Origin of the sequence: Pseudomonas sp. NFR09, assembly GCF_900111535.1 — a bacterium.
In the GTDB taxonomy this organism is placed as follows: Bacteria; Pseudomonadota; Gammaproteobacteria; order Pseudomonadales; family Pseudomonadaceae; genus Aquipseudomonas; species Aquipseudomonas extremorientalis.
In genome coordinates this window covers 199,019-214,802 of record NZ_FOIH01000013.1, presented here as the reverse complement: position 1 = coordinate 214,802, position 15,784 = coordinate 199,019, and the positions used below count along the sequence as shown (strand labels likewise).

4 protein-coding genes are annotated in these 15,784 nt (G+C 59.8%); 1 reads left to right on the top strand and 3 read right to left on the bottom strand.

Annotated elements, in window-relative coordinates; translation table 11 throughout:
* Positions 1-27: 27 nt before the first annotated feature.
* The gene (locus tag BMX59_RS25910) at positions 28-6,543 is read right to left on the bottom strand and encodes a non-ribosomal peptide synthetase (RefSeq protein WP_093127369.1); all 6,516 of its coding nucleotides are present in this window, start codon (positions 6,541-6,543) and stop codon (positions 28-30) included.
* Between the two features lie 230 nt (positions 6,544-6,773).
* Here BMX59_RS25910 and BMX59_RS25905 point away from each other — a divergent pair, with 230 nt between their 5' ends.
* Entirely contained in the window at positions 6,774-7,529 is a 756-nt protein-coding gene (locus BMX59_RS25905; RefSeq protein WP_159420418.1) for a cupin-like domain-containing protein, read from the top strand.
* A gap of 30 nt (positions 7,530-7,559) precedes the next feature.
* Here the strand turns inward: BMX59_RS25905 and BMX59_RS25900 are convergent, their stop codons facing one another.
* Together BMX59_RS25900 and BMX59_RS25895 are read right to left on the bottom strand one after the other, a co-directional pair.
* Positions 7,560-9,200, bottom strand: a complete 1,641-nt coding sequence (locus tag BMX59_RS25900) for a condensation domain-containing protein (RefSeq protein WP_093127364.1) — start codon at positions 9,198-9,200, stop codon at positions 7,560-7,562.
* Entirely contained in the window at positions 9,193-15,705 is a 6,513-nt protein-coding gene (locus BMX59_RS25895) for a non-ribosomal peptide synthetase (protein WP_093127359.1), read from the bottom strand. Before BMX59_RS25895 ends, BMX59_RS25900 begins: the two co-directional genes overlap by 8 nt.
* Between the last annotated feature and the right edge of the window lie 79 nt (positions 15,706-15,784).

The window sequence follows — 15,784 nt, the reverse complement described above, 5'->3', positions numbered from 1 at the left end:
CGCCTCGCTGCTCCACTCACTGATCAGTCAAATCTCAAAACTCTCGAACTCAACAAGCCGTGCGCTGTCGATGCGAGCCGCAAACGCATGCAGCACCGACACCTCAAAAACATCAGCCATCGGTAGCTCCAGTTCAAATTCTTCGCGTATTCGCGCTGTCAGTTGACCGACCAGCAGCGAGTGCCCTCCAAGCTCGAAAAAGTCATCGTGTCGACTCACCTCTGCCACACCGAGCAAGTCTGACCACGTATGGGCCAACCAGACCTCAGTCGTGCCTTGCGCAGGCTCGTAAAGGCGCCGCGCATAATCATCCGAATGCACAGGTGGCAACTTTGCAACATCCACCTTGCCGTTCACTGTGAGCGAAAAATTCTCGATCTGAACGTAGGCGACGGGCACCATATAGCCTGGCAGATACGCCGTAAGGTACTCACGAAGTGCGACCGGTGATACTGGCAGCTGATCACTGTGCCGGGCACGACAATAAGCGACGAGTCGTACGCCGCCCTTTTCTTCCGTGCGCGCTATGACGTGGGACTGCGCAATAGCAGGATGCATGGCCAACCGCGACGCTATGTCCCCTAGTTCGATACGGAAACCCCGTATTTTCACCTGCTCGTCGGCACGCCCTGCAAACTCCAGCTCGCCATCGGCACGCAAGCGTCCCAGGTCGCCGCTGCGATACATTCGAGCACCCGGTAGTGGGGAAAACGGATCAGGGACAAAGCGTTGTGCTGTTAAGGAGGGCAGGCGATGATAGCCACGGGCAACTCCTTGGCCAGCAATCCAGATTTCACCCAGAGTCCACTCCCCGACCGCTTGTAGCTGATCGTCAAGAACATACACTTCGCGCCCAGCAATCCCACGGCCAACCGAGCGCTCCGCCCCCGGCCGGGTGTCATCCACGGTTAAACGGCGCCAGGTCGTATGGATAGTTCCCTCTGTTATGCCATACATGTCGGTAAACCGTGTTTCACCGCCGGGATTCGAATCGAACCAACCAGCCAGCATTGTCGGGTCCAGTTGCTCACCCCCAAATATCACCTGGCGCAGTCGGTGGGCACCAGGAGCCCGCAGGTGTTCGTCGAGCACCTGGCTGAAGGCTCCCGGCGTCTGACTGAGTACGGTCACACCTTCCCGGCAAAGCAAGCGATAGAACTCATCGGGCGCGCGGGTAACGGCAGCCGGCACCATCAACAGCCTGGCACCGGCATGTAGCGCACCAAACAATTCCCAAACGGAGAAATCGAATGCGATCGAATGGAAAAGGCTCCAGACATCCGACCCATCCGTTCCCAGGGTTTTGGCCAACGACTCAAGCAAGGTGCTGACTTGCGCATGCTCTACGGTCACGCCTTTGGGACGCCCTGTGGAGCCCGATGTGTAAATGACATAGGCCGTGCACTGTGGCGTCAGCTCGACCTCCGAATTGCACAGTCCTTGGGACGACAGGCTGCTCCAAAGGGCATGATCCTGATGGAAGTCCACAATCGTCACGTCTGTGAGCGGGCCCAGCGCTTCCTTGCCGACCTGATCACACAGCACCAGGACCGGTTGGCTATCGTCAATGATCTCCTGCAAACGCCCCCGAGCCGATGCGGGCTCCAGCGGCACATAACCACCACCGGCCTTGAGTATCGCGATAATGGCAACCACCAGTTCGATGCTGCGGCCCATCGCAACCGCAACATGCGCGCCTGGCCCTACGCCCAGCGAGAGCAAGTGACGCGCGAGCCGATTTGCGCTGTCATCCAGCTCACGATAACAAAGACTACGCCACTGATCGGTGATCGCGATAGCATCCGGCGTTTCCAGTGCCCAGTGGGCAACCGCATCATGCAAGTAGCCCGACATGTGCTTTGGCGCAGTCGATGCAACAGCGAGTGCGCTATCGCGCAGGGGCGAAGCAGGCGTAGCACCACAGATATCCTGTTCTTCGCTCATGTCGATCAACACACTCTTGAGCCCCTGCAAAACCCCCGCGATGTAGGACTGATCGAACAAGGCTGTCGCATACACGAGCGTGCCTGCTATCACATCGGTACGTTCCTCCATCATCAATGCCAAATCGCAGTGGGTGGTCAGGATCTGCGGGTGGACCTCAATAATCTGCAGGCCATCAAGCAGCACACTGCCTGACGGGGTGTTCTGCCAGACGAGCATTGCTTGGAACAGTGGGTTGTAGGCTCGGCTACGAACGGGGCTCATGGTTTCGACAACTTGCTCAAACGGCACATGCTGGCGGTCCTGCGACTCGATGACCAGGCCCTTTATCCTCGCCAGCAATACAGCCACGCTCGGCTTGTCGCCGAGATCGACATGCAGTGCCAAGGTGTTGACGAAACAACCAATCAGGCTTTCCAATTCAAGGGTTGGCCGGTTCGCGACAGGCGATCCGATAACGACAGATGACTGGCTCGCCAACCTGGCAAGCAGCACCGCATAGGCGCCCAGCAAGATCATATATAGGGTTGCACCATGACGGGCAGCCAGGTCGCGCAGCGCACTGGTCAGGTCCTGGTCGAGCGTGAAGGCCAGGCCCGCACCTGCCGGATCCTGCACGGCAGGACGCGGGCGACGGGTGGGCAGCGTCAAGCAGGCGGGAGCACCGGCCAGCTGCTTTCGCCAATAACGCAGATCGTCATCGAGTGCGACGACGGTCTCGCGCTGCCATACGGCGTAGTCGGCATATTGCAAATGCATCGGCGCCAGCGGGTAGGCAGCGCCCTGGGCGAAGTGCCCGTACAAGCCAGACAGTTCATTGGCAATCAGGCTCATTGACCAACCGTCGCAGATAATGTGATGCATTGACACGACCAGCACATGTTCGTCGTCAGTTACTTGCAGCAAAGTAGCGCGTATCAAGGGACCTTGCGCAAGATCGAAAGGCCGCTGGGCGGCACGCGCGAATAGCCCGGCCAGGCAGCACTCCGCCTCTTCGCCTGCACACAGAACCTGGGTATGCCACTCAAGGTTTGAATCGACAGGAACGACAACAGCATGTGGCATGCCATGGCTTTCCGGGAACACAGTGCGAAGCACTTCATGACGCTCGATCACGCCCTCGAACGCAGCTTTCAGTGCGTCCTTGTCCAACGCACCCGTGATCCGCAGCCCGCCCGACAAGTGATAGGCCAGGCTTTGCATAGGGTCGATGCGGGACAGGAACCACATACGCTCCTGAGCGAACGACATGCGTGCCGGGCCTGTACGCCGGCCAATTGCTGCGAACGGCCTGCGTGTCGTCCGTTCCAGTACCTGCGCGAACGCCTTCAGCTCCGGATAGGCAAATACATCGCGCACGCTCACCAAAGCCTGGGTCGCGGCACGGATCCTGGATATCACGCGAATAGCCAGAAGCGAATGCCCGCCCAGCGCAAAAAAATCGTCGTGGATATCTATGACATCGCGCGCGAGGAGCTCAGACCATACGCCGGCCACCAGTGCCTGCATCGGCGTCAAGGGAGTGTGGGTCTCACGCTCAGCGCGCTTGAGCGTCGAAGGCGAAGGCAATGCCGACAGGTCGACCTTGCCATGGGTATTGACCGGCCATTGCACCAAGGGAACAAATATGGACGGCACCATGTAGAGGGGAATCAAACCACTCAGCCTGGCTCGCAAGACGTCGCTGCCAGGCGAGACGCCATCATCGCAAATAACGTAAGCGATCAACCGTTCCTTGTCACAGACAACCTTGGCATCGAGTACGCCGTTGACCGACCGCAACGCCGACTCAACCTCCGCGGGCTCAATACGGTAGCCGCGCAATTTAATTTGCGTATCGCTCCTGCCGATGTACTCGATCGCGCCGGTACGCGTTTGCCGTCCAAGATCACCCGTACGGTAGAGGCGCGAACCTGGCGGGCCAAATGGATCAGGTACGAAACGTGCCGCGGTCAACGCAGGTCGATCAAAATAGCCTCGAGCCACACCCAAGCCACCGACGCAAATCTCTGCCACTACCCCGACAGGCGCTAACCTTGCCTGGTTATCTACAATGCACACACGGCTGTCGCCCAGTGCCTTGCCAAGCGGCAGCGGCCCTTGCGCCCGCGCCTGCTCACCGGTCAATTCGCCGACAATGGAGTTCACCGTTGCTTCGGTCAAACCATACGTATCGCAAAGCCGAATGCCATTTGTTGCGGGGTTTCTGAACCAACTGCGCAATGCCTCATGCTGGAGCTTTTCGCCTCCGGCCAGGACCATTCGCAACGGCGGCTTTGGCAGACAGTCGAGATCACCGGCATCCAGTTGCTGCGCCCATAGATGCCAGAAGGCTGTCGGCAGGTCGGCTACGGTGACGCGATGGCGAGCCAGGTACCCAACGAAGGCGGCATCCGGTGCGATCGGCCCGTCAGGTCGCACCACGATCCCAGCGCCAATGCTCAGGGCGGGAAAGATCTCAGCGATCGAATTGTCAAAGGATGGCGAGGCAAAATGCAGGACTCGATCCGTCTCATCCAGCCCGCACCACTGTACCTGAGCACGCATGAATGCAACGACACTGCGGTGCTCGACAGCCACGCCTTTGGGCTCACCGGTCGAACCTGAAGTGAACATCACATACGCAGTCTGTGTCGGTGAATGGAAACGCGCAGGCGACCATGCCTCTTCGTGCGCACAGCACTGGCACTGCTCGAGTTCGCGCACATCAAAGTAAGAAAGCCCTTGCTCCAAAGCCAGAGCACCGGCCTGCGCCCCACCGATGACCAGCGCCGGCCTGGCCAGCCCAAGCAACAGCCTGAGGCGTGCCTGCGGGTAGCCCGGGTCAAGCGGCACATAAGCACCACCGGCTTTCATCACAGCCAGCATCGCGATGACCATTTCCACGCTGCGCGACATGCACAGCGCAATTCTATCCTCCCGCTTCATGCCTGAATTATGTAAATGCCTGGCCAGCCGGTTCGCGCGGCGATCCAGTTGCGCGTAATCAAGACTGCCAGCAGCGCTGATAAGACACGGAGCACGCGGCGTGCGAGCGGCTTGAGCCTCGAACAGCCAGTGCACGCAGGCCTCGGGCATAGCCGGCCTGTCGGCGCGGTCTGGCGCCGGTTTCATACACAGACGGATCAACTCTTGCGTCGGCATCACATCAAGATCACCGGCGCGGCACCCAGGTGTCTGCTCAAGCGCGTCTGCCAGGCGCTCCAGAGCCCGCTCGCAGCAGCGAGTGATCATGCTCGGATCAAGATGGGCCAGGGTCTGCACGGTCAACGCCAGCGCGTGCCCCGAATCATCTACCGAAAGTACCAGCGGGAAGCTGGTACGTTCGCTGCCGGGAGCAGGCTGTGAATTCTGTACCGATAGCGGTTCTTGCTGCCCAGGCAGATAGCGATAGTCCAGCAGTGCACCGGTCAGCGCGCCCCCCCCTTCAATCGCGCTGCAACGGCGCGCGAGCGATAACGATGCGTGTTCATGATCAATCATTTTGCCGAGTAAAGACTGCGAAACGTTCAAGCATTCGGTGATGCTTCGTCCTTGCAACTTCAGGCGAAATGGCAGTGTATTGATGAGCATGCCTAACATTTGCGAAGTCCGGGGCGCTTCGGTCATGCGCCCCGACAGTACGGTACCGAACACCACGTCATCGCGCCCACTCAAGCGCGCAAGCACTAACGCCCATGCACAGTGAAGCAGCGCTGGCATGCCCAAGCCTCGTCGGCTCGCCTGCTCACGCAGCCGCTGGACGAGCGAAGCGTCAAGCGTTAACCGCGCTTCACCCAACGATGCTCGCAGATCAAGGGCTTCGAGCAAGCCAAACGGGGTGGTGGGGGTGCGCAAGTCCCCCAGCAATTCACGGAAGAATGACTCGTCACGTTGCGTCCCCAGCTTCCACACTCTGAGCGCATAGTCAGGGAACTGGGGAGGTGTCGGTAGCCCATGCCCCCCAGTGCGCAGGATCACGCTTAGCTCGTCCTGCATCACGCGTAACGACGTGCGGTCACCAATCAAATGATGCGACATGACCAACAATGACCAGCCTGCTGTAGATGAGCGAGCGACCAACCCGTTCATCAGGGGCGCGCGGCCTATGTCAATCCGGTGGCAAGGCAAGCCCGCCTGCGCCGCCAGCCACTGATCATCGGCACCTGCATCCGGAGCCTCGATTTCCTGCAAAGGGAACTCGACGTGGCGCAGCACCACTTGCACCGGCATGGCGAGACCATCCCACTGCATCGCCGACCTTAGTATCGCGTGACGCGAAATAACCTTGCGCAAGGCCGAGACAAAACAGTCAAGCTCATCACGCGATGCAAAGTGAATGGTCTGGTGAAGGACATAAGGGTCGGCATCGCCGGACAGCATATGATGGTAGAGCAAACCTTCCTGCAAGGGCGTCAGCGGGTAGATGCCTTCAAGATTATCCTCACCACCCGGCACTCGCGAGACAATCAGCTCGCGATCACGGGCGTCGCAGATGAAGGTGTCTTCTGCGCACGCTTGCGCGGGCTCAATCAAATCTCGCTCAACCAATCGGCGGCGCAACGCCTCGCGCTGTTGCGCAGTCAGAGACTTATAATTGGCGAAAAGGTCATCGCGCATCGATTCTTCCTTGAATATTTTGTTGATTGTCACGCTGCCTGTGAAGCGCTGAAAGACGTAGCCCACAGCACGATCGATGCATCGCGACCAATTGGTAGAGTGGCATAAACTCCACTAAGATGTCTTCCTAAACGGCGCCCTCAGCTGTCCCGCCGGGCCCCTATCCACCTATTCCGGCCATGTTAACTATGCCTGTCACCAAGTGCTTGCAGCCGCCACGACCGATTGACGTGATTACCCGCCCCGACCTTCAAACCTTCGACAGCCTTTACGTCAAACTTGCCAGGCCCGTACTGATACGCGGCCTCACCGATGGCTGGCCTGCGCGTCGAAAATGGACCCACGATTTTTTCGCGAGACACTTCGGTGAAGTACTGGTGAGTGTGTGCCGCAGCAACGGCCGCGACCCACAGCAAATGCGCCTGGACGACTACCTGCAGTATCTGGATGCCTCCCTCGACCGCGACCCCCTCTACCTGTCGAACTGGGTTTTCGAACGCACTTGCCCGCAATTGCTCGACGACTACACCAACCCCTCACTCTTCGAACGTCTCGAATCCAGACTGCCCGAACACCTGCGCCCGCAATGGCGCTGGATGTTCATCGGGCCCGCCGGTTCCGGCACACACCTGCATGTCGACGTGCTCGACACCAGCGCCTGGAATGCGGTGATCACCGGTCGCAAGCGCTGGCGCTTCTACGCCCCCGAGCAACAGCCGCTGCTGTATCAGGGAAAGGTGGATTGCTTTTCTCCCGACCTCGAAGCCTACCCACTGTTCGCTGACGCGCATGCGATCGAGTGTGTGCAGCAGCCAGGCGACCTGGTCTTCACTCCTAGCGGCTGGTGGCACCAAGTAATCAATGAGCGCGCCGGGATCTCCGTTACCGAGAACTTCATCAACCGCGCCAACCTTGAACGGGTCAAGCGGGCGGCGCAGAGAGCGAACCTGCCGTATCTAGACGAAGCTGTCGCCGCGATCGGCTGAAGCACAGCCGTCGCGGCTCGTTCGCTCGAATCACTTGATCTGTTGCGCAACCTCCAGCAGATCCAGGGACGCAGCGCCTGGCCAAATGTCACACAGGCGCGCCACTCGGCTCAGCAACGCCTGCGCCAACGGTTGTGGACAGGCCTGGGACTGAAAGCGCAACGTCAGACGCGCCCGCGCACCCTGCTCACAGACCAGTATCAGCGGGTAGCCTTCGTTGATGTGGAACCGCGTGTCCTCGACACGCAGTCCTGTACGTGCGCTGAACAGTTGATCGGTCGTGGCATGGTTCTCATGTACATAGATAGCATCGAACAGCGCCAGCTCGGCTGGCCAACCGATACCGCGCTTGATATCGGGAAGCGATGCGTGTTCATGGGATTGCAGGTCCGCGATGCAGCGCTGCGTGGCTCGCATCCATTGCTTCAATGTACGGCCCCGATTGAGGGTTGCTCTCAACGGCAAGGTACTGATCAGATTGCCGACCGTATTGGCATAGCATGCGCGCTCGCCATGGCGCCCCGAGGTGACAAGGCCAACCAATAAGTCACGTCGTTCAAACGTTACGGCAAGGGCCAAGGCAAACCATGCCGAAAAAGCGCTTGCCATCGTGACCTGTGCATCAGCCAAGGCCGCAGTCAGGCGTTGCAGTTGCGCCTGAGACAGCTCGAACGAAACCTCGACGGGCACGGCGTCGTCCCCCCTAGTCTCGAGCAGCGCCACGGGCTCGGCATGCGCAAGATACTCAGACCAAAAGCGTGGTTCATAACGGCGCACTGACTCGGTGGCAAGCAGCAAATCACGATAAGAGTGGTCCTCATCAACCTGCAGGTCCGGTTGAGGGCCAAGGCGGCAATACAGGTCGGCCAGCTCCGCCATCATCAGTTCCTGGGAACGCCCGTCGGCCACAAGGTGGTGTTGCGTCCAAACCCACAGGTGCCGGTCGGCAGACAGTCTGACCAACCGAATGCGCAGTAAAGGTGGAGTGGCCAGATCAAATGGCCGCTCGCGCTCGTTTCGCACCAGTGTTTGCAATTGCTCCGCCTGTGCGGCAACAACAGGCGAGTCGTACTGGTAGTCAAGCGCAACCTCGTCGTGGAGCCGTTGACAATGCCGTGCGCGAAGATCCTCTGCAAATGCCGTCCGCAAGGCTGGGTGACGGCGTATCAGTAAACGCAGTGCCGACTCAAAGCGCGCAGGATCAAGCGCCCCCACAAGCACGCAACTGAACTGCGACACATAGAGTGAGGCGTGCGGTGCCGCGAGGCAGTGATACAACATACCTTCCTGGGCAGCCGTAGAAGGATAGATGTCATCCTGGATGTTTCGGGTCGAGGTCAATGGCCCTGCCGGCGGGCGTTCGCCCTCGGTTCCCGTGGCCAGGTGCTTGGCCAAGGCTCGGACCGTTGGATAGTTGATGATGTCCTGCATGGCGATAGACAGCCCTGCCCGCTTTGCCCGCGCCGAGATACGAATACTCTTGAGGGAGTCGCCACCCAGCGCAAAATAGTTGTCATCGGACTGTACTGGACGGGCAAACGATTCACACCAGATATCCAGCAGCATGGCCTCCAGCCCGGACAACACATCGGTGGACGATGCTGTCGCCTCACCTCGCAGTTCCCCGAGCAGTTCGCTGAGAAATTGTTCCTTGTCGCAATTGCTAGGCATATTGATCGTCCAGTGTAACGTTCAGAGAGGAGCTGACAGGCAAAGGCGGACCGGGAAAGACGATCTCGGCCAATGCCTCGTCAATCGAGTCACACCTTGCCAGCGAATGCAGGGTTCTCACGATAACCGCTCGCAAGCGCTCGACATGAGTGACATCGACACGGCGGGCGTCATAGTCAAACAGGATACGCAAGCCTTCACCGCCGTGATCACGATTGAAGTGAATCGTCAGCGGCACGTAAGTCTGGTCGGATGCGTAGTGGCTGGCGACATGCAAAGGCATGTGCAGCAGGCCACGATAGACATGGAAGTGGGTGTACACAAATAACGTATCGAACAACGTCCGACCGCCGTTCATCGCGACCAGTTGGGCATAGGGAAAGCGCCGGTAAGGCAGGTAGCTGCGCTCTGTTTCGAAACAGGTTTCCATCAGCTGCCGCCAAGTGCTGCCCTGAAGGTTGATCGCGATGGGAAGCAGATTATTGAACACGCCCACGCAACGTTCGCCGCCACTCAGTTCCGGCCTTCCATTGAACTCCATGCCACTGCACTGCTCGGGCACGCCCGTGACGCTAGAGAGCGCAGAAAAATGCACTGCCATCAACAGGTTCTTCAATGGCACGCCGGCGGCTTGCCCGATGGTTTCCAGACGCTCCACCCACTGCGGCTCCACCTGCCAGGTCAACCGGCTGTGCACCGCACTGGGAGCGGTCGGTGGCAAGTCCGCTTGATTGAACTTGCTGTTGGCCAGCAACTGGCTCCAGAAATGACGCTGGGTGCTGCTGGTCAAGGCTTGTTGCTCCAACGCGACAAATTCGGCGTAGGACAGCCTGCGCTGTTGATCAACCAGTGGTTGCTGTAGTGCACGATAAGCAGAATAAGCTTGCAAGAGCTCGGTGAGCACCGTCGCAACACACCAGCCGTCGAGGGCAGCGTCAGCAAAGGTCAGCTGGAAGCGCTCGCTATCCAGCAAATGCACCGAGCAACGGAAATGGGGCGCCGCCTCCCAGGCAAAGGCGCGCTTCTTCTCTGCGCTGATCCAGGCATCCAGCCGCGCCTGCCGTTGCTCAGCGGGCAGCGTCGTCAGATCCTCAACCACCAGAGGCAACTCGACGCAGCGGCGAACGATCTGAATCGGTTCGTCGAAGCGTTCGATATCAATACAGGTACGCAAAAAGCCATGTTCGGCGGTCACATTCTTGAGCGCACTGTGCATCGCGCGCTCATCCCATGGCGTAACAAGCTCCAGCGTCGTGACAAAGACCTCGTAGTGATCATCATTGAAATACTTGAACAGAATGCCGCGCTGCAAGTAACTGAGCGGGTAAGCATCTTCCACATCATCCGTTGCCAAAATGGCACGGTCACGCTCACTGAGCAGGGAAAACGGCGCGATGGGTTCGCTTGGCGACACACACCAGGACGTATTCTCGATCTGCGCGAGCATCGCACCAAAGCTACTGTGCCGGAACAGGGTCTGTACCGACAGCGCGATACCCGCGGCACGTAACCGACCAATAAAATGCAGTGCCAGAATCGAATCACCACCGCAGGCGAAGAAATCATCTTCATCGAGGGGTGGTGCCCCCCCAAGAACTCTCTGCCATTGGCCGGCAAGCTGACTGCGCAGGTCGTGCGCTTCATCGACCGGCAATAGGCCGTTCTCACGCACCAGCAAGCTGCGCAATTGCGCACTATCCGCCTTGCCGCTCGCCAACAGCGGCCAGTGCGTCAGCAATCGCCATTCACGGGGAACCATGAACTCTGGAAGCCAGGCCCGCACGTGAGCTTCCACGTCACGCGGGGTCAAGTCGGTGTGCTCTTCAACCTGCAGGAAAGCGCAAAGACGTTCGGCTCCAGCCACTTCATCGAGCAAAACCACCGCATTGCGCACCCCGGCAAGGGAGGAAATCGCTTGCTCAATTTCGGCCAGTTCGATGCGGTATCCCGCGACCTTCACCTGCCCATCCTGGCGGCCAAGATAGTGAATATTGCCGCTGGCATCAAAACGCACCCGGTCGCCGGTACGGTAGCAACGTGACAGACTGCCCAGAGGTGATGGCGTGAATTGCGTAGCGCTCAGCATGGCTTTGCCGACATAGCCGATTGCCACTTGCGGACCACCGACGACGAGCTCGCCCTCCGCCCCCGGGAGCACCGCCAGCCCGTGCCCATCGACAATCGAGACCTCACAATTGGGCGCCGGCCGGCCAATGGAGATACTCGCCTGGTGTGCATGCACTTGGGCATAGGTCACATCAATACCCGCCTCGGTGGGCCCGTAAAAATTGTACAGCCGTACCTGCGGCGCGGCGTCAAAGAAAGCCCGGGCCTGGGCTTCCAGCAATCTTTCACCACTGCACACGACCTGACGCAATCCCGCAAGTGCCTGACATACACCCTCAATACCCAGCCAATGCCCCAACACGCTGGGAACAAAATGCGCCACGGTCACGCCATGCTGCGCAATAGCTGCTGCCACGGATTCAGGAAAGCGCTCGTGTGCCGGCTGGATACACACGGCCTTGGCCCCCAGGGCCAACGGCGCCAGAATTTCCCAGAGCGACACATCAAAGGTCCAGATAGTCTTCTGCACAAAAACGTCTGCGCGCGAAAGCGCGAGCCGGTCGATCATCCAGTCGAGTCGATTATCAAGGGCTCGATGACTGATCAGTACACCCTTTGGCTGCCCCGTACTGCCCGAGGTATAGAGCAAATAGGCGGCCGCATCGCCAGGCAGGGCCTGGTAGGGCAAAGCGTCCAGCGCCTGCATAGCGTCCATGCCCTGCTCGGCGTCGATCATCGGCAGGGCAATCTCCAACGACAGGCTCCCCGCTTGGGCAATGACTGCCACGGCACCGCTGTCGCGCAGCATGTAATCACGCCTGGACGCGGGCATTGTCGGATCGATGGGTAGATAAACGCCGCCAGCAAGCATTACCCCCAGACAGGCCGCTACTCCCGACGGGCTGCGCGGCAACATGACTGCTACCACCGGCTGATGACCGTCAAGCCCATGGGCCAGGGCCAGCACTTGCCTGGCATACTGCGACGCAGTCTCGAGCAGGCGAGCGTAACTCCAGGTCTCATCGTCACCCGCCGAAATCAGGGCAGTCGCCTGCGGATGAGCCAAGGCATTGTCGACAATTCGCACCAGGGTGGAGGGCGCAATGGTGCCTGGTTCAACACCCCACTGATGCAAACGCTGACTGACCGCTGGCGGCAGCCTTGTCGCCTCTGACAGCGATACGGTGGTGTCTTTGGCAATGACCTCCAATGCGAAACGAAACTGCTCGAGCCAGGACGACGCAAGCAGAGGTTCCAGTGCATCACAGCGATAGTCGACGCACAGCTGCAATTGATCTTTGTCACCCAACAATTGCATCTGCACCGGGTAATGCGTGTAAGCAGGCGTCAATGGGTAAGGCGAGAGTTCAAGATCGCCGAGGCGGATGTGCGCGTGCTCCCGTTCAAACGCAACATCGACGCCACCAGGCCCCGCATCGAGGCCGGCCATTTCGAAGTAGGCGAACACGACATCGAAACAGGTGCCGGGCGTGCTTGCGCTAGCGGCAAGGTCCGTACCGAGTTGCGTCAAGGGCATGGCTTCGTGGGCCAAGGCACTGGAGAGCCTGTCTCGAACAGCAACCAGCGCATCGTTGATCGGAGCGGCTAAATCGACCTGTGCATCCACCGGCACAAGATTGGCGAACATGCCTACCGTTTCCTGATATCGCCCGGCGCGGTTGAGCAACGCGACGCCGTAGCGCACTCGCCGGCGACGCGTGAGCACCGCCAGACTGGCCTCCAGTGCCAGCTGCAGCACGCAGCCCACCGTGGTCCCGGCGCTGGCCGCCCTGGCCTGAATGGCTTTCACCAGGTCGGCAGGCAATTCGCTGCGCTCCCGGCGGGACTCGTACCGCTCAAGGCCGTGGGACAGCAGCGGCAAACGAGGGTCACCGGCTGGGTCCAATGTACCTTGCCAGAACGCCACATCCTTGCGTACCTGTTCTGAGGCCAGGTATGACTGGTGATCGAGGCAGTATTGCCCGTAGGCCACCGCGCCGGGTAACTGCGCCAGCGGTTCGTTGCGCGCGGCGGCCTGGTAACACGCCAGGAGATCACGCCATACCAGCAGGAACGACCAGAAATCAGCTACCGCATGATGCACTTGGAGCAACAGATACGACACGTTGTCGCTGCTGCGCAGCAGAACGACCCGGTAAAGGCGCGCCGCATCGGCCTCAAGGCCACGTGCCGCCCAAGCGTGCAGCCTGGCGCGGGCGCCGTCATCACCGTCCAGTTCTTCCAGTACCACTGGTTGGGTAGCTTCGCAGTCGACCACATAATCCAGCCCGGCCGCGCCAGAAAGCAGCTGGCTGCATAATGCTGCGTGCTTGAGCTCCAGCATGACCAATGCGCGCTGTAATACTTCAAGCTCGATCCCACCCGTAATCCGCACGGCGCGTTGCAGCGTATAAATCGGTGCCCCGGCCAATGTCTGGGCGAACACCAACGCACGTTGGTAATGAGTCGCCGGAAAACTGTTTCTGCCATAGGGAGCAGGCAGGGCGTCGGCCCGAGTTGCAGGTACGCGAATGTCTTCAAGCAGATCGCCCACACGGGCAGATGCATACATTCTGGCGCGGTTAAGCGCACAGCCAAAGCGGCGCTCCAGTTCGAACTGGATCCGCACGATGGTCAGCGAGTCTGCGCCCAACTCAACCAGCGTTCGCTCAACTTCAACCTGTTGCACCGATAGGCCGAGCAATCGAGCGATGATTTCCAGTGCAGGCCCAGACGTCTCTTGACCCTCCACGACAGCACCGACATCGGCTGCCAGCCGCGCATCACGGACACACAACGTCCCGAGCAACCGCCCGGCTTCAAACAACTCGCGTACGCGCTCACGCTGCAGCTTGCCGCTGCTGGTACGTGGTAGTGGACGCGTGGTGAACAGCACGGCGGACACGGTAATCGGGAATAGGGCTTCGACCTTTGCCGCGCACGCCTCACCGAGTGCAGCGAACTCATCGACATTGATGGCCGACGCACGTACCTGGTAGACGAGGGTAAGGCTCTGACCGCCGTCCCGGCTGAATGCGCCCGCACAGTTGGGCGCGAAACGGGCGTCGAGCTGCGTCATGGCGAACTCGATGTCGGTAAAGAAATACTTGCGTCCTGCCACTGCAATCGCGCTGCCGACCCGACCCAGCACATGCAAACCGGAGCGTCCCATGTAGCCCAGGTCACCGGTGGCAAGGTAACTGCGGGAAGGATCCTGAGGCAGGACGTGCGCGAACGCTTGCCGCTCGATGTGTCCGTTGTGCACATAACCGTCGGCCAGGCTCGACGCTGACACCCAGATCTCGCCAACCTGACCCGCCGCACATTCGCTGCGATTCGCCGCATTGACGATTTTAATCACCGGGCCACCCTCCTCGGGTAGCCCACAACTGGCAAGTGCACCCAGGCTCTCAATTGACTCGCGCTCGACAGGCTTGTGCACCAGTCCTGGGGCGTCATGCGCCAACCCGCGCCGCGCAGTGACCAGCAAAGTCGCTTCCGCCATGCCATAGGCGGGGCACAGAGCCTGGGGATGGAAACCGTGACGGGAGAACCGCTCGGCGAAGGCCGCCAACGTGGCATGGCGTACAGCCTCTGCCCCGCACACCGCGCTGGACCAGCTCGAAAGGTCGATGCCTTGCAGCTCCTCTGGCGCAATATGCAGGCATAACTCATAAGCAAAGTTAGGCGCGCTGCTGACTGTGCCACCAAACTGATCGATTGCACGCAACCAGCGCGAAGGTCGCTGCATAAAGGTTGCAGGCAACATGTGCACGCTTGTCGCACCAAGGTGATAGGGCAGCAGCAACTTGCTGACCAACCCCATGTCGTGATGCAGCGGCAGCCAGTTGACGAACCTTGATTGTTCGCTGAAACCGAAAGTACGGACCAGCAATTCGAATTGCGTGTGCAGCGCCGTACGGCTCACCACCGACCCCTTGGGCTCCTGGGTGGAGCCAGAGGTGTACTGAACGAACGCGACAGGTGAATCAACCCGCGTAACTACCGGATACCCGCTCTCAAAACGGTCGCCGATGCCCACCACCTTGATGGCGGTCTGCTCGCGCAACGTCTCGATTGCCGTATGCTCCTGGCGCATCGCATCGGTAAGCAGCAACGTGGCGCGTGAGTCACGTGCAATGGTGGCCAACTGACCGCCCACACTGTAACGGTTTAGGTTCGACGAAAGCCCGACCGGCACGGCACCGACGTATTGGCAAGCCAGAAAAGAGATTGCGAAACGCAGCGGATCGCGCAGCGTGATCAGCACGTGCTGCCCCTCGCGCAGGTCGCAGGCATGATAAAGAAACGCCGCGGCGTCGCGGACCGCATCGTCCAGTTCGTCGTAGCTGCACGATGTGGCGATGGTCTCGCCGTCGCGCAGGTAATGGAACATGTTCCTGCGAGCGGTTGCGGTTCGATCAAGCAGCGTGGTCATGCTCGAGCCCTTTCCAGAGAGTCATGCGACAACGCGCACTTGCGGCCAGGACCGACACTGTCATCGGATAAAAGCCCGT